The organism is Methylobacterium sp. NPDC097929 (assembly GCF_049543375.1).
Taxonomy (GTDB): Bacteria; Pseudomonadota; Alphaproteobacteria; order Rhizobiales; family Beijerinckiaceae; genus Methylobacterium.
On sequence record NZ_JBMVEP010000003.1, the window covers coordinates 243,464 to 258,546 of the forward strand.

The 15,083-nt window shown below is 69.6% G+C and carries 12 protein-coding genes; 5 read left to right on the forward strand and 7 right to left on the reverse strand.

From position 1 onward, the window contains the following. Nucleotides 1-27 precede the first annotated feature (27 nt). Together ACPCJR_RS11305 and ACPCJR_RS11310 are read left to right on the forward strand one after the other, a co-directional pair. On the forward strand, nucleotides 28-234 hold the full coding sequence (locus ACPCJR_RS11305; protein WP_110350322.1) for a DUF2842 domain-containing protein: 207 nt from the start codon (nucleotides 28-30) through the stop codon (nucleotides 232-234). Between the two features lie 95 nt (nucleotides 235-329). Next, a complete protein-coding gene (locus tag ACPCJR_RS11310; protein ID WP_391512213.1) occupies nucleotides 330-758 on the forward strand; it encodes a hypothetical protein in 429 nt (142 codons plus the stop codon). A gap of 7 nt (nucleotides 759-765) precedes the next feature. Here ACPCJR_RS11310 and ACPCJR_RS11315 read toward each other — a convergent pair whose 3' ends face one another. Next, nucleotides 766-1,815 carry a polysaccharide deacetylase family protein gene (locus ACPCJR_RS11315; RefSeq protein ID WP_391512212.1) on the reverse strand — a complete coding sequence of 350 codons (1,050 nt, stop codon included), beginning with the start codon at nucleotides 1,813-1,815 and terminating at the stop codon, nucleotides 766-768. Between the two features lie 217 nt (nucleotides 1,816-2,032). On the opposite strand from ACPCJR_RS11315, the gene ACPCJR_RS11320 reads away from it, so the two are divergent. Further along, entirely contained in the window at nucleotides 2,033-3,226 is a 1,194-nt protein-coding gene (locus ACPCJR_RS11320) for a GNAT family N-acetyltransferase (protein WP_391512211.1), read from the forward strand. Nucleotides 3,227-3,354: 128 nt separating this feature from the next. Here ACPCJR_RS11320 and ACPCJR_RS11325 read toward each other — a convergent pair whose 3' ends face one another. The 6 genes from ACPCJR_RS11325 to ACPCJR_RS11350 form a co-directional block, all read right to left on the reverse strand. Next, nucleotides 3,355-3,567, reverse strand: a complete 213-nt coding sequence (locus ACPCJR_RS11325) for a hypothetical protein (protein ID WP_391512210.1) — start codon at nucleotides 3,565-3,567, stop codon at nucleotides 3,355-3,357. Between the two features lie 116 nt (nucleotides 3,568-3,683). Beyond that, complete coding sequence (gene metH / locus ACPCJR_RS11330) at nucleotides 3,684-7,436, reverse strand: methionine synthase (protein WP_391512209.1); 3,753 nt, start codon at nucleotides 7,434-7,436, stop codon at nucleotides 3,684-3,686. A gap of 74 nt (nucleotides 7,437-7,510) precedes the next feature. Further along, on the reverse strand, nucleotides 7,511-7,744 hold the full coding sequence (locus tag ACPCJR_RS11335; RefSeq protein ID WP_391512208.1) for a hypothetical protein: 234 nt from the start codon (nucleotides 7,742-7,744) through the stop codon (nucleotides 7,511-7,513). A 45-nt stretch (nucleotides 7,745-7,789) separates the two neighbouring features. Next, nucleotides 7,790-8,716 carry a methylenetetrahydrofolate reductase [NAD(P)H] gene (gene metF, locus ACPCJR_RS11340; protein WP_391512207.1) on the reverse strand — a complete coding sequence of 309 codons (927 nt, stop codon included), beginning with the start codon at nucleotides 8,714-8,716 and terminating at the stop codon, nucleotides 7,790-7,792. 46 nt (nucleotides 8,717-8,762) lie between these two features. Then, complete coding sequence (locus ACPCJR_RS11345) at nucleotides 8,763-9,791, reverse strand: ArsR/SmtB family transcription factor (protein ID WP_391512206.1); 1,029 nt, start codon at nucleotides 9,789-9,791, stop codon at nucleotides 8,763-8,765. Between the two features lie 78 nt (nucleotides 9,792-9,869). Beyond that, complete coding sequence (locus ACPCJR_RS11350; protein ID WP_391512205.1) at nucleotides 9,870-11,021, reverse strand: patatin-like phospholipase family protein; 1,152 nt, start codon at nucleotides 11,019-11,021, stop codon at nucleotides 9,870-9,872. 323 nt (nucleotides 11,022-11,344) lie between these two features. Between ACPCJR_RS11350 and ispG the strand changes: the two genes are divergently transcribed. Continuing rightward, a complete protein-coding gene (gene ispG / locus ACPCJR_RS11355; RefSeq protein ID WP_391512204.1) occupies nucleotides 11,345-12,673 on the forward strand; it encodes a flavodoxin-dependent (E)-4-hydroxy-3-methylbut-2-enyl-diphosphate synthase in 1,329 nt (442 codons plus the stop codon). Between the two features lie 325 nt (nucleotides 12,674-12,998). Continuing rightward, the gene (locus tag ACPCJR_RS11360) at nucleotides 12,999-15,008 is read left to right on the forward strand and encodes a potassium transporter Kup (RefSeq protein ID WP_391512203.1); all 2,010 of its coding nucleotides are present in this window, start codon (nucleotides 12,999-13,001) and stop codon (nucleotides 15,006-15,008) included. Nucleotides 15,009-15,083 lie beyond the last annotated feature (75 nt).

Here is a 15,083-nt window from a genome sequence, read left to right on the forward strand (position 1 = left end):
GCCCCGACACGAGAGATGCAAGGCCCCATGCGCCGCCGCTCGCGCACCCTGCTCGGAACCTTCGGCATCCTGGTCTTCGTGATCGTCTATGCGCCGCTTGCCATGGCGCTCGCCGACAGCCGCATCGCGGAGACGCATCCGGCGGTGCAGACGGTGATCTACTCGATCCTCGGGATCGCCTGGATCTTCCCCCTGATGCCGCTGATCCGGTGGATGGAACGGCCCGACGAATAGGCCGCGAGACCGGAAGCCCCTTTTTTCGCCGCACTCTGGCGAGAAGACGGAGCCTTCTACGCTCAAGGTTCGCTTCCGAAAGTCGTCCGTCGCCCATGCGCCGTCGTCTGCCCCGGCTCCGGCCGCACGTCCTCTTCAGCCTCTGCCTCGTCACGCTGACCGCGCCGGCGGCGGCCCAGGGCGCGCCGCGCTCCATGGCGGAGTGCGAGCGGCTCAAGAACGACCTCGCCTACAACCAGTGCCTCGCCATGTTCGGGCCGCCCGCCCGGAACGTCGCGAGCGGCGGCGGCTACACCTCCGGCAGCGATCCGGTGCCCAGCACGTCCTCGGTCGCCTCGACGGCGACGATCCCCGGCATCCCCTCCGTCGAGGAGCCCGACCTCGAGCCCGCCCGGAGAAGCCGGCGCGGGCGCGCGAGCCGCCGGCACGGCCGGGCCAGCGCCAGCTTCGATGTCGGCAGCGTCGAGAGCGGCACGGGGGAGGCGGAATCCGGCTCCTCGCGCTCGCGCCGCCGTCGCCGCTGAGGCGCGCTCAGGCCACGTTGAGCCGCCGACCGCGGTTCCAGGCCAGGAACGGCACGCCCGAGATCAGGCTCGCGAGCGCCGCGTCGGTCTGGTGCAGCCCGTTCACCGAGACCCGCGGCAGGGCCTGGAGATGGCGCCCGTGCTCCGCGAAGAGGTGGCCCGGCCGGGTCGTCACCGCGGTGGCGAAGCCGAGTCTTTCCGCCATCGCGAATTCCCGCGGCCCCGCCGAAGTCGGGTCGCCGACGGGATAGGAGAGGTGACGCACCGGGCGCTCCAGCTCGGCCTCGATCCGCGCCCGGCTCGCGGCGATCTCCCGTTCCGCGAAGACAGGATCGTGCTTGGCGAGCATGGGGTGCGAGAGCGTGTGCGCGCCGATGGTGACGGACGGGTCGCGGGCGAGATCGCGCAGCGCGCCCCAGCCGAGGCACAGGTCGCGGGCGATCTCGCCCGGCGCGAATCCGGCCTCGCGGCACAGGCGCGCGATCGCTTCCAGCAGAACCGGTTCGGGGCCGCCTCGGAGGCTGCGGTAGGCGCTCTCGAAGGCGGCCGTCTTCTCCGCATCCGTGCGCGCGGGCAGGACGAGTCCGTCCAGGCGCACCGCGTCGAGCCGGGCGATGGCCCGCTCGAGCTCGATCCACCACAGCCGCCCCCGCCCGTCGGCGAAGTCGCTCGTGACGAACAGCGTCCAGGGTGCGCCGTGGCGGGCCAGCACCGGCCGGGCCTGCTCGACGTTGTCGCGGTAGCCGTCGTCGAAGGTCAGCACCGCGAAGGGCCGTCCGCCGGGCGGCTCCGCCAGCCGTTCGGGCACCTGATCGAGGCCGATCGTCTCGAAGCCGCGGGCGGCGAGCAGGCTTAAGGTCCGGTCGAGGAAACCGGGGGTGATCGACAGGAGCGCGTTGGGCGCGAAAGCCGCCGCCGGCTCCGGGCGGACGTGGTGGAAGGTGAGGATCAGCCCGCGCCCCCGGGCGGCGGGGGCGAGCCAGCGGTCGGCGCCGCTCGCGGCGACGGCGCGGAAGCCGGCGCGGAACAGCCGGTGACGGGTGCGGGGCGACAGCATGGTGCGTTGGGCGGCCAGAGCGCCGGGGAGCCCCGGCCGAAGCGAGGCTAGCGCGGAACGCGAAAAGCTTTCGTTACCCATCCCCGCAGATCGATCACCGCCGTCAACCGGGGTTTGAGGCCGGCCGGGCGAGGGTCGCGTCCAAGACTTTGTTTCAGCGCGCAAAGGTGTCCCGCCCGCTCGCGGGCGGCGGGCGCCCGCGCCGGGAGATCGGGACATGGCGGCTCTGGCCGAAAATCTGGTGGTCGGCGAGGCGGTGCGCCCGCATCGCGGCGGCCTCACCGCGGAAGCGTTCTCCGATCTCGCGGCGGTCGAGGGGCTCTGGCGCGGGCTCGAATCCGATCCGGCGGTGCTGATGACGCCCTACCAGCGCTTCGACTGGGTCGCGGCCTATCTCGGCGCCGGGATCGAGGCCGGCGCGGCGCCCCGCATCCTCGTGCTGCGGGACGACAGCGGGCGCGCCCGCGTGCTGATCCCGCTCGTGGTCGGGCGCCGCGGGCCCTTGCGGGTCGCGCGGGTGGTCGGCGACCGGCACGCCAATTTCCACATGCCGCTCTTCGCCTCCCGCGAGGCGGCGGCGATGCGGGCGGAGGATCTGACCGAGGCGCTGGTGCGGGCGGGCCGTGCGGCGGGCATCGACGCCTACGCCTTCGCCAACCAGCCCCGCTTCTGGGACGGCGTGCCGAACCCTCTGGGCGTACGCGGGCTGGCCGCTCCGAGCGACGCCTACGGCATGCTGCTCGGCCCCGATGCCGAGGCGACCCTGCGCCGGGTGTTCAGCGGCGACACCCGCAAGAAGCTGCGAGCCAAGGAGCGCAAGCTCGTGGAAGTCCTCGGCCCGGTCGAGCACCGCGTCGCCCGCACGCCGGAGGCGGCGGCCGAGATCCAGGCGGCCTTCTACGCGCAGAAGGCCGCGCGCTTCGCGAGCCTCGGCGTCGCCGATCCCTTCGCGGAACCGGCCGTGCAACGCTTCATCGCCGCCGCGACGACGGGCGAGGGCGAGCGCGCACCGGCCGTCGAAGTCCACGCCCTCGTGGCGAGCGAGAGCGGGCGCATCCTGGCGACCTTCGGCGGCGCCGTGGACGTCGCGCGCTTCTGCGGGATGTGGACCTCGTTCGAGAGCGACCCTGACCTCGGCCGCTACAGCCCCGGCGAGATCCTGCTGCACCGGCTCGTCGGCGATCAGGCGGCGCGGGGGCGGCGCGCTCTCGACCTCGGCGTCGGCGAAGCGGGCTACAAGGCCAAGACCTGCGACGAGACGATCGAGCTCGTCGAGCAGGTCGTGCCGGTCAGCCCCCTGAGCCACGGCTTCGTGCTGGCCTCGGGGCTGGCGGTGCGGCTCAAGCACCGCATCAAGCGCTCGCCGCGGCTCTGGGCGGCGGCTCAGCGCTTGATGCGGCTGCGGCGCTAGGCACCGTCCGCAGGCCGGCGGAGAGCATCCGGTCTCCGTCGGATCGATGTCTTCTGCCCTCCGCCGTCACTGCGAGCGAAGCGATGACGGCAGAGGGTGCGTCGTAATGGAAGGAGCGCCGGGGCGGATCAGAAGCCGCGGTTGGCGATCGAGGGCAGCGAGGGCTGGGTGTAGGCGCGGTTCACGTCGCGGCGGCTCTGCGTGCCGTTGGTGTCGGAGGAGCTGCGATAGTTGCTGCTGTCGAAGGACGAGGACAGACCGGGGCCGCCGGAATCCGTGCTGTTGCAGGCGGACAGGCCGAGGCCCAGGGCCACGGCGAGAAGGAGGAGCGTGGGGCGCATCGAGACTTCCTGTCGAAGGCGGGGCGGCCCCGCGGATCGCAAAGGCGTGCCGCGCCGCGCCCCCCCGCGGCAAGGGAAAAGTGGCGGCGCGGGAACGTTCCCGCGCCGGGTGTGACCTATTCGGCGGCCGCCTTGAGGTAGCGGGCCGGGTCGTAGTTGAGGATCGGCCCGAGCCAGCGCTCGACCGCGGCGATGTCCATGCCCTTGCGCAGGGCATAATCCTCGACCTGATCCCGCTCCACCTTGGCGACGCCGAAGTAATGCGCGTCCGGATGCGCGAGGTAGAGGCCCGAGACCGACGAGCCCGGCCACATGGCGTAGGACTCGGTGAGCTTCACGCCGATGCGGCTCTCCGCCTTGAGAAGATCGAACAGCGTCACCTTCTCGGTGTGGTCGGGCTGGGCCGGGTAGCCCGGCGCGGGCCGGATGCCGTCGTACTTCTCGTGGACGAGTTCGTCCGCGGTGAACGCCTCGTCCGGCGCGTAGCCCCAGAACTCCCGGCGGACGCGCTCATGCATCCGCTCGGCGAAGGCCTCGGCGATGCGGTCGGCGAGCGCCTTGACGAGGATCGAGCGGTAATCGTCGTTCGCCCGCTCGAAGCGCTCGGCGATGCGCACCTCTTCCAGGCCCGCGGTCACCACGAAGGCGCCGACATAATCGGCGATGCCGGTCTCGGCCGGCGCCACGAAGTCGGAGATGCAGGTGTTGGGGCGCCCGTCGCGCTTCGACAGCTGCTGGCGCAGGCCGTGGAAGGTCGCGAGCGTCTCCTGCCGGCTCTCGCCGGTGAAGAGCCGGATGTCGTCGCCGACGCTGTTGGCCGGCCAGAAGCCGATCACCGCCTTCGGGTTGAACCAGCGCTCCTCCACGATCTGCTTGAGCATCGCCTGCGCGTCCTCGAACAGCGCCCGCGCCGCCGGGCCCTGATCGGGATCGTCGAGGATCGCGGGGTAGCGGCCCTTGAACTCGTAGGTCTGCAGGAACGGCGTCCAGTCGATGTAGGGGACGAGATCCGCCACCTCGTAGGACCCGTAGACGCGAGTGCCGGTGAAGCTCGGCTTCTTCGGGGCGTAGCCCGACCAGTCGACCTTGAAGGCATTGGCCCGGGCTTTCGCCAGCGGCAGGCGCTGCTTGTCGAGTTCCGAGCGGGCATGCGCGTCGGCGACCTTGCGGTACTCGGCGCGCACCTTCTCGATGGTGGGCCCACGGGTCTCCTTCGAGATCAGGCTCGACACGACGCCCACCGCGCGGCTCGCATCGGTGACGTAGACCGCCTGGCCGCGATCGTAGGCCGGGTGGATCTTCACCGCGGTGTGGACGCGGCTCGTGGTGGCGCCGCCGATCAGCAGCGGCATCTCCATGCCCTCGCGCTCCATCTCGGCGGCGACGTGCACCATCTCGTCGAGCGAGGGGGTGATGAGGCCCGAGAGGCCGACGATGTCGACGTTCTCGCGCTTGGCCGTCTCCAGGATCTTGGCCGCCGGCACCATCACGCCGAGATCGATGATCTCGTAATTGTTGCAGGCGAGCACGACGCCGACGATGTTCTTGCCGATGTCGTGGACATCGCCCTTCACGGTCGCCATCAGCACCTTGCCGGCGGCCCGGCGCTGGCCGTCGCCGCCATTGGCCCGCTTCTCCTCCTCCATGAAGGGTTCAAGATAGGCCACCGCCTGCTTCATTACCCGGGCCGACTTGACCACCTGCGGCAGGAACATTTTTCCTGAGCCGAACAGGTCGCCGACCACGTTCATGCCGGCCATCAGCGGGCCCTCGATGACGTGGAGCGGACGCTCGACGCCCTTCCGCGCCTCTTCCGTGTCCGCGATGATGTACTCGGTGATCCCGTTGACCAGCGCGTGCTCGATGCGCTTCTCGACCGGGGCCTCGCGCCAGGAGAGGTCGGCGGTCTTGGCCTGGGCCGAGGCGCCGGTCTTGAAGCGCTCGGCGGCCTCCAGCAGGCGCTCCGTGGAATCGTCGCGCCGGTTGAGGACCACGTCCTCGCAGAGTTCGCGGAGTTCGCTCGGGATCTCGTCGTAGACGGCGAGCTGGCCGGCATTGACGATGCCCATGTCCATGCCGGCCTTGATGCAGTGGAACAGGAACACCGCGTGCATCGCCTCGCGCACCGGCTCGTTGCCGCGGAAGGCGAAGGACAGGTTCGAGACGCCGCCGGAGATGTGGGCGTGGGGCAGGGTCTCGCGGATGGTGCGGGTCGCCTCGATGAAGGCGACGCCGTAGGGGTTGTGCTCTTCGATACCCGTGGCGACGGCGAAGATGTTGGGGTCGAAGATGATGTCTTCGGGTGGGAAACCGACCTGCTCGGTGAGGATCTTGTAGGCCTTGGTGCAGATCTCGACCTTGCGCTCGTAAGAGTCCGCTTGGCCCTGCTCGTCGAAGGCCATCACCACCACCGCCGCGCCGTAGGAGCGGCAGACTTTGGCGGCCTCGATGAACTTGTCCTCGCCCTCCTTCATGGAGATCGAGTTCACGATCGGCTTGCCCTGGATGCACTTCAGCCCGGCCTCGATCACCTCGAACTTCGAGGAATCGACCATCACGGGCACGCGGGCGATGTCGGGCTCGGCGGCGACGAGGTTGAGGAACTCGACCATCGCCTTCTGCGAGTCGAGCAGGCCCTCGTCCATGTTGACGTCGATGACCTGGGCGCCGGCCGCGACCTGATCGCGGGCGACGTCGAGCGCGGCGGCGTAATCGCCGTTGGTGATGAGCTTCCTGAACTTGGCTGAGCCGGTGACGTTGGTGCGCTCGCCGACGTTCACGAAGGGGATTTCCTTCGTGAGCACGAAGGGCTCGAGGCCCGACAGGCGCATCAGGCGCGCAATCTCGGGGATTTTCCGCGGGGTCTTGTCGGCGACAGCTTCCGCGATGGCGCGGATGTGGTCCGGGGTGGTGCCGCAGCAGCCGCCGACCATGTTGACGAGGCCGGAGGCCGCGAACTCGCCCACCAGCTTGCCCATCGCCTCCGGGCTCTCGTCGTAGAGGCCGAACTCGTTGGGCAGGCCGGCATTCGGATAGGCGCAGACCAGCGTGTCGCAGATGCGCGCCAGCTCGGCGATGTGGCCGCGCATCTCCTTGGCGCCGAGCGCACAATTGAGGCCGAAGGTCAGCGGATCGGAGTGGCGCAGGGAATTCCAGAAGGCGCCGGGCGTCTGGCCCGACAGGGTGCGGCCCGACAGGTCGGTGATGGTGCCCGAGATCTGGATCGGCAGCCGGATGCCGGTCTCGTCAAAGACCTGCCACGCGGCGGCGATCGCCGCCTTGGCGTTGAGCGTGTCGAAGATCGTCTCGATCAGGATGAGTTCGGCGCCGCCGTCGATCAGCCCGCGCACCTGCTCGACATAGGCCTGCTTGACCCCGTCGAAGGTGACGGCGCGGTAGCCGGGATTGTTCACGTCCGGCGAGATCGAGAGCGTGCGGTTGGTCGGGCCGATGGCGCCGGCGACGAAGCGGCGGCGGCCGTCCTGCTCTTCCGCGAGCTTGGCCGCCTCGCGGGCGAGGCGTGCGCCCTGCGCGTTCAGTTCGTGGATGATCGATTCCATGCCGTAATCGGCCTGGGCGATCGTGGTCCCGGAAAACGTGTTGGTCTCGCAGACATCGGCGCCGGCGAGGAAGTAGTCGAGGTGGATCTGCCGGATCGCATCGGGCTGCGTCAGGATCAGGAGGTCGTTGTTGCCCTTCTGATCGTGCCCGTGATCCTTGAACCGCTCACCCCGGAAGTCCTCCTCCGTGTATTTGAGCCGCTGGATCACGGTGCCCATCGCCCCGTCGAGGACGAGGATCTTTTCGGACGCGCGCTGGCGCAGCGCGCGCTCGATTTCGGCGCCGTCGACGGGGGGGAAAGCGGTCATCGGGTCTCTCGGGCAATCGGCATAAGCATCGGCGAGGCCAACGGCATTCGCTCAATGGGGAACTGACGGCAGTTTCAGGAGCGCGATTCGAGCGACGCGAGCCGCCTCTCGATGATCTCCAGGCGTTCTTCGACCTCGGCTGCGGCGTAGCGCCCAAGCACGGACTCGCCGTTGATGGCCTCCCGCATGTTCGCAAGGCGGCCTTCGATCCGCTCGAGACGCTCGTTCACGGAGGTGAACTGGCGCTCGTTGTTCCCGCCGAGATCTTTGATCTCGGCGCGCATCTCCCGCAGAAGCGGCAGGATCATGTCTTGCGGATCGGCCACGGCTAATTCTCCCGAGTTAGCCTCGATTTAAGCTGCCGCCTTCGCAGGCGCCACCTTGGCCGGCGCCTGCGAGCGCAGGCCGAGCAGGTGGCAGATGGCGTAGACGAGATCCGAGCGGTTCATCGAGTAGAAGTGGAAATCCTCCACGCCCTCGTCGACGAGGTCGAGCACCTGCTCGGCGGCGACCGCCGCCGCGACGAGGCGTCGGGTCTCGACGTCGTTCTCCAGCCCCTCGAACCGGGCCGCGAGCCAGTAGGGCACCGAAGCGCCGGTGCGGCGGGCGAAGTTGGCCGCCTGCTTGAAGTTCTGCACCGGCAGGATGCCGGGGATGATCGGAATGTCGATGCCGGCCGCGCGCACCTTCTCGAGATAGCGGAGATAGATCTCGTTATCGAAGAAGAACTGGGTGATCGCCTGATCGGCGCCGGCATCGACCTTGGCCTTCAGCGCGTCGATGTCGGCGTCGAGCGAGGCGGCCTCCGGGTGCTTCTCCGGGTAGGCCGAGACCGAAACCTTGAAGTCGCCGATCCGCTTGATGCCGGCCACGAGATCGCAGGTCTGGGCGTAGCCACCGGGATGAGGCCGGTAGGTATGGCCGACGCCCTCCGCCGGGTCGCCGCGCAGGGCCACGATGTGGCGCACGCCCGCATCCCAGTAGGACTGCACGACGGCGTCGATCTCTTCACGCGTGGCGTTGACGCAGGTGAGGTGGGCGGCGGGCTTGAGACTCGTCTCGCGCACCATGCGCGCCACGGTGTTGTGCGTGCGCTCACGGGTCGAGCCGCCGGCGCCGTAGGTCACCGAGACAAATTTCGGCTGGAGCGGCGCCAGCCGCTCGATCGAGGACCAGAGGATGTTCTCCATCTCCTCGGTCTTGGGCGGAAAGAACTCGATGGAGACGCGGATCGGGCGGAAGCCGTCGCGGCTGGCACGGTGCCGGGATTCGCTGGGCATCGGATCGTCCCTCTTGATGCGGTCGTGTCGTCGTGAGGCCGGGGCGTCAGGCCACGGCGCGTTCGGGTTCGGCCGCCGCGGCTCCGGCCGAGGCGTCGTGCGCCAGCCAGAGCGTGACGGTGAGCGGCAATTCGGTGCCGTCCTCGGGCGCGAGGTTGCGGCTCTCGACATCGGAGAGGCCCGCCTGGACGAGCCAGCCCGCGACCTGATCGGCCGCGAAGCCGAGGCGGCGATGGGCTTGGGTCTCGCGCAGCTGTTCGAGATCGTGCGGCGCGAAATCGACCACCAGCAGCCGCCCGCCCGGCGTTACGAGGCGGGCCGCCTCGCGAAGCGCGCGGGCCGGGTCGTCGAGATAGTGCAGCACCTGATGCAGCACCACGAGGTCGAAGCTGGCGCGCCCGAAGGGCGGCGCGTGCAGATCGCCCTGGCGCAGATCGACCCGCGACAGGCCGAGCTGCTCCAGATTCGCCCGGGCGACCGAGAGCATGGCATGGCTCGAATCGAGCCCGGTGGCGCGGGCCGCGAGCGGCGCCAGCAGGCCGAGCATCTTGCCGGTGCCGGTGCCGAGATCGACGACGTGGCGCACCGGCCGGCTGCCGAGCGCCTCGAGCACCGCCGCCTCCACCGCGGCCTCGGGCACGTGGAGGGAGCGCAGGCCGTCCCATTTGGGGGCGAGGCGCGCGAAGAAGGCCTGGGCCGCCTCGGCCCGCTGGGCGCGCACGGAATCGAGCCGGGCGCGGTCCTCCGAGAGCGGCGGCGCCTTGCGCTCCAGGGCCTCGATCAGCGGCTCGACGAAGCCGATCGCCGCCTCGCGCAGGCGGAAGAAGGCCCAGGCGCCCTCGCGGTGACGCTCGATCAAGCCCGACTCGACCAGAAGCTTGAGGTGGCGCGAGATGCGCGGCTGGGATTGGCCGAGGATGTCGGTGAGGTCGGAGACCGACAATTCCCCTTCGGCCAGCAGCGCGAGGATGCGCAGCCGCGTCTCCTCCGCCGCGGCCCGCAGCACGGCGAGCGCCTCGGCGAAGGGCACCGGGACCGTGGTCGCACTGTTCGTGGGGCCGCTCTCGCTAGACATAAAGATATCTTTATGTGCGTAGCGGGCCGGTGGCAAGAGGTTTCCTGACGACTGGGCCCCATCGTCAGCGGCGGGCCGCTACTGGTAGGCCTGCTTCAGGTCGAGGGTGCAGCGCTTCCCGACCTCGTCGTAGCCGCTCTCGAGCCAAGCCTTGGCCGCGGCCCGCCCCTTGTCCCGCAGGCGCTCGATCATGCGCCAGCGGGCATCGACGCGCGAGGAGGCGGCGAAGCCGTCGAGGGAGTCGGTCCCGTCGATGCGGTGGAGGAAGACCCGCTCCAGCCCCGGGACCTCGCCCTGCCCACCCTCGTCGATCAGCCCGTGCACGAAGTCGATGGCGCGCAATTCGCGCATCAGATTGGCGTTGAAGGTGATCTCGTTGAGCCGGTTCTGGATGTCGCTGGCCGAGCGCGGCGTCTCGCGGCGCTCCACCGGGTTGATCTGCACCAGCAGGATGTCGCGGGTGCTCGACCCGTGCAGGGGGTAGAGGGCCGGATTGCCGAGATAGCCGCCGTCCCAGTAGGGCACGCCGTCGATCTCCACCGCCTGGAACACGGTCGGCAGGCAGGCCGAGGCCATCAGGTGATCGGCGGTCAGGCGCTCCCGCTCGAACACGGCGAGCTTACCGGTCCAGACATTGGTGGCCGAGACGAAGACGTTGGCGGTCTCGGCCGCGCGCAGGCGATCGAAATCGACCGTGTGCTCCAACGCGTCGCGCAGCGGATTGAAGTTCAGCGGATTGGTGGCGTAGGGGCCCGGATTGAACGCCTTCAGCCACGGCTCGATGAAGGGATTGCCCTTCCAGAACTGGAACAGGCCGTCGATCAGGCCCTTCTGCGAGGGGCGCAGGTCGGCATCCAGGCTCGCCTCGCGCCAGAACTTCTCCAGCGCCGCGCGTGCCCCGTCGGGGCCGCCCGCGAGCCAGCCGTCCACGAGGACGACGGCGTTCATCGCCCCCGCGCTCGCGCCGGTCACCGCCTCGAAGGCGATGCGGCCGTCCTCGATCAGCGCGTCGAGCACGCCCCAGGTGAAGGCGCCGTGCGAGCCGCCGCCCTGGAGCGCGAGCGCGACGGCCTTCTCGGCCCGCGGACCGGCGAGGCCGCGGAAATCGCGACCCGGTCGCGTCGAATCGGCGATGGGGTCGGGGACGGCCGTCGCGGGGTTGTGGGCGTCGTCGGGCTCGACGCCCCGCAGGGCTTCGGCGGTCTGCGGATCGGGGCTCGTCGCGTCCATCGTCCCTCACAGGTTTGTTGCAGCGCATCTGAAGATGGTGCAAAGCAGCAAGCGTGCCCGTGCGGTTCTTTGCCCCGCGGGCAGGCGAATGCAAGATATGATAAGGCGCTTCTGTCCCTCGGCATCCTTGCATCGGCACGACACACGCTCGACATCACGGTTCGGATGCGACATGGAAGCGGCTTCGGAAGCGAGGCACGCTGCGCATGCGCGGGCGCGGCGGCAGGTCGCGGATCGCGCCGGATTCAGGTAGGATCGCTCCTGCGCCTGCGGAATGCCTCAAGGCCGGCACGCGCGGACGACAGTTGACCCGCGAAGGCACGATGGAAGTCATGGAAGCTCCCGACGCCCTGGCAAACCCGCTCGATCCCCGGAGCCCGAACATGACGGGGCCGGAGATCGCAGGGCCGGCACCGCGCCACCGCACCGTCGGCGTGCAGATCGGCAGCGGGGAAGGCGCGGTCACCGTCGGCGGCGGCGCCCCGATCGTCGTGCAGTCGATGACCAACACCGACACGGCCGACATCGACGGCACCGTGGCCCAGGTGGCCCAGCTCGCCCGTGCCGGCTCGGAGCTGGTGCGCATCACCGTCGATCGCGACGAGGCGGCGGCCGCCGTGCCGAAGATCCGCGAGCGGCTCGACCGCATCGGCGTGCACGTGCCGCTGGTGGGCGACTTCCACTATATCGGCCACAAGCTCCTGTCCGATCATCCGGCCTGCGCCGAGGCGCTGGCCAAGTACCGGATCAACCCGGGCAATGTCGGCTTCAAGGAGAAGAAGGACACCCAGTTCTCGACCATCGTCGAGCAGGCCGTCCGCTACGGCAAGACCGTGCGCATCGGCGCGAACTGGGGCTCGCTCGACGGCGAGCTGCTGACCCACCTGATGGACGAGAACGCCAAGCTGCCCCGCCCCATCGATGCCCGCGCGGTCATGCGCGAGGCCATGGTGCAGTCGGCGCTGACCTCGGCCGACCGCGCGGTGGCGCTGGGGCTGCCCAAGGATCGCATCATCCTCTCCGCCAAGGTCTCGGCGGTGCAGGATCTGATCGCGGTCTACCGCGAGGTGGCGCGCCGCTCCGACTACGCGATCCATCTCGGCCTGACCGAGGCCGGCATGGGCTCGAAGGGCATCGTCGCGGCCTCGGCCGCCATCGGCGTGCTGCTCCAGGAAGGCATCGGCGACACGATCCGCTACTCGCTGACGCCCGAGCCCGGCGGCGACCGCACCGTGGAGGTCAAGGCCGCGCAGGAACTCCTGCAGACCATGGGCTTCCGCACCTTCGTGCCCCTGGTGGCCGCCTGCCCCGGCTGCGGGCGCACCACCTCGACGACCTTCCAGGAGTTGGCCCGCGACATCCAGAACTGGATCTCCACTTCCATGCCGGAATGGAAGAAGTCCTATCCGGGCGTCGAAGGCCTTAACGTGGCGGTGATGGGCTGCATCGTGAACGGCCCCGGCGAGTCGAAGCACGCCGATATCGGTATCTCGCTGCCCGGCACCGGCGAGAGCCCGAGCGCTCCGGTCTTCATCGACGGCAAGAAGGCGATGACCCTGCGCGGCGCGACCCTCGCTAAGGACTTCGAGACCATCGTGGTCGACTACATCGAGCGCCGCTTCGGCCAGGGCAAGCGCGACGCCGCCGAGTGAGTGTCCCCGGGGGCCGCATCCGACACCTGCGCGGGTGGCGGACGCGACCCCCGTCCCGATCCGGAGGCGACCCGTGGTCCGGACGCCGCCGCCCGCTCTTCCCGATCCTCGCCGCCCCTCGCTCGCCGCGATGCGCGCTCCGAGCCACGCGATCCGAACGCGCGCCACTCGTCCCGAGCCGCGACGGCGCGGTGCACGGATCGCCGCCTGAGGCGCCGCCCGTCCGGGTGACGGGCGCGCATCGAATCGCTCCACCGACGCATTTCCTTCATGCGTGTCCGGCAGACCCGGCCGGACGACGCGCGAGCCCAGGCATGCCTGCCCGATGACCCAGCCTGCCAGCCCAAGCGCCGCCCCGTCGATCCCGCCGGACGATCCTGCCGCGGCTCCCGCCGCGGGCGGTCCGGCGCCCGGCGAGGGTGGTCCGGTCGCGACCTCGGCGGGGGTCGCCGACGCCTCGCCGGAGGACGCGCACGGCCACGCCAAGACCGGCTTCTGGGCGCTCACGATCGGCTCCGTCGGCGTCGTCTACGGCGATATCGGCACGAGCCCGCTCTATGCCTTCCGCGAGGCGCTGGCGCCTTCGCGCACGGACGGCGTCCTGCTGCCCGAGGAGGTGATCGGCACCACCTCGCTCATCATCTGGGCGCTGCTCTTGATCGTCACGATCAAGTACGTCGCGATCCTCTTGCGCATGGACAATAACGGCGAGGGCGGAATCCTCTCGCTGATGGCCAAGGCCCGCCACGCGCTCGGCGGCTCGAAGCTCGTGTTCATGCTGGGCCTGCTCGGCGCCTCGCTGTTCTACGGCGATTCCGTCATCACCCCGGCCATGTCGATACTCTCGGCGGTCGAGGGCCTGAAGCTCGTCACCCCGGCCCTCGACGCGTACGTGCTGCCGATCACGGTGACGATCATCGTCGCCCTGTTCGCGGTGCAGAGCCACGGCACGGCGCGGGTCGCGACCTTCTTCGGCCCGGTCATGGTGCTGTGGTTCCTGGCGCTGGCGGCGGCCGCACTGCCCTACATCATCGGCAATCCCGGCGTGCTGGCCGCCTTCAATCCCTGGTACGCGCTGCACTACCTGCTCGGCCACGGCACCGGCGCGCTGGTGGCGCTCGGCGCCGTGTTCCTGGCGGTGACGGGCGCCGAGGCGCTGTTCGCCGATCTCGGCCATTTCGGGCGCCGGCCGATCCAGGTGGCGTGGCTGTTCCTCGTCGCGCCGTGCCTCGTGCTCAACTATCTCGGCCAGACCGCGCTCGTGCTGGCCAAGCCCGAGACCATCGATCCGTTCTACCAGCTCGTACCCGAATGGGGCCTGATCCCCATGGTGGTGCTCGCCACCATCGCCACCGTGACGGCGAGCCAAGCGGTCATCACCGGCGCCTTCTCCCTGTCGCGGCAGGCGATCCAGCTCGGCATGCTGCCGCGCATGGAGATCCGTCACACCTCCGAGGCGCATTCCGGCCAGATCTACCTGCCGCAGATCAACATGCTGCTGGCGCTCGGCGTGGTGATCCTGGCGATCACCTTCCGCTCCTCCTCGTCGCTCGCCTCGGCCTACGGCATCGCGGTGACCGGCACGATGCTGCTGACCGCCTCCATGGCCTACGTGGTGCTGTGGAAGGTGGTGCGCCTGAAACCCATCGTGGCGGCGATCGTGATGGCGCCCTTCATCGTCATCGAGTTCCTGTTCATGCTCTCGAACCTGCTCAAGGTGCACGAGGGCGGCTACGTGCCCCTGCTGCTCGCGGGCGGGCTGATGCTGATGATGTGGACCTGGGTGCGAGGCGTCACGATCCTGTTCAACAAGACCCGCAAGACCGACGTGCCGCTGATCGAACTCGTCGGCATGCTGGAGAAGAGCACCTCCTACCAGCGGGTGAAGGGCACGGCGGTCTTCCTCACGAGCGATCCCCAGATCGCCCCCGCCGCGCTCCTGCACAACATGAAGCACAACAAGGTGATCCACGAGAAGAACGTGGTGCTCACCGTCGAGACCATGGACCGGCCCCGCGCCACGCAACGCGAGCGGGTGCGCATCGAGCCGGTGGGGTTCGGCTTCTACCGGGTGGTGATGCGCTTCGGGTACATGGAGACGCCCAACATCCCGCGCACCCTGACCCTGCTCAAGCGCGAGGGCTTCAAGTTCGACATCATGTCGACCTCGTTCTTCCTGTCGCGCCGCTCGATCCGCCCGGCGGCCCATTCCGGGATGCCGCTCTGGCAGGACCGGATCTTCATCACCCTGGCCAAGAACGCCAACGACGCCACGGACTTCTTCCAGATCCCGACCGGCCGCGTCGTCGAGGTCGGCACGCAAGTCACCGTTTGACATCCGGCGTCCGGCCTCGCGGCCGGTTCGCCAAACGGTCGCTCCTCTCAGGAAACCAACAACAGGTTGCGCAAA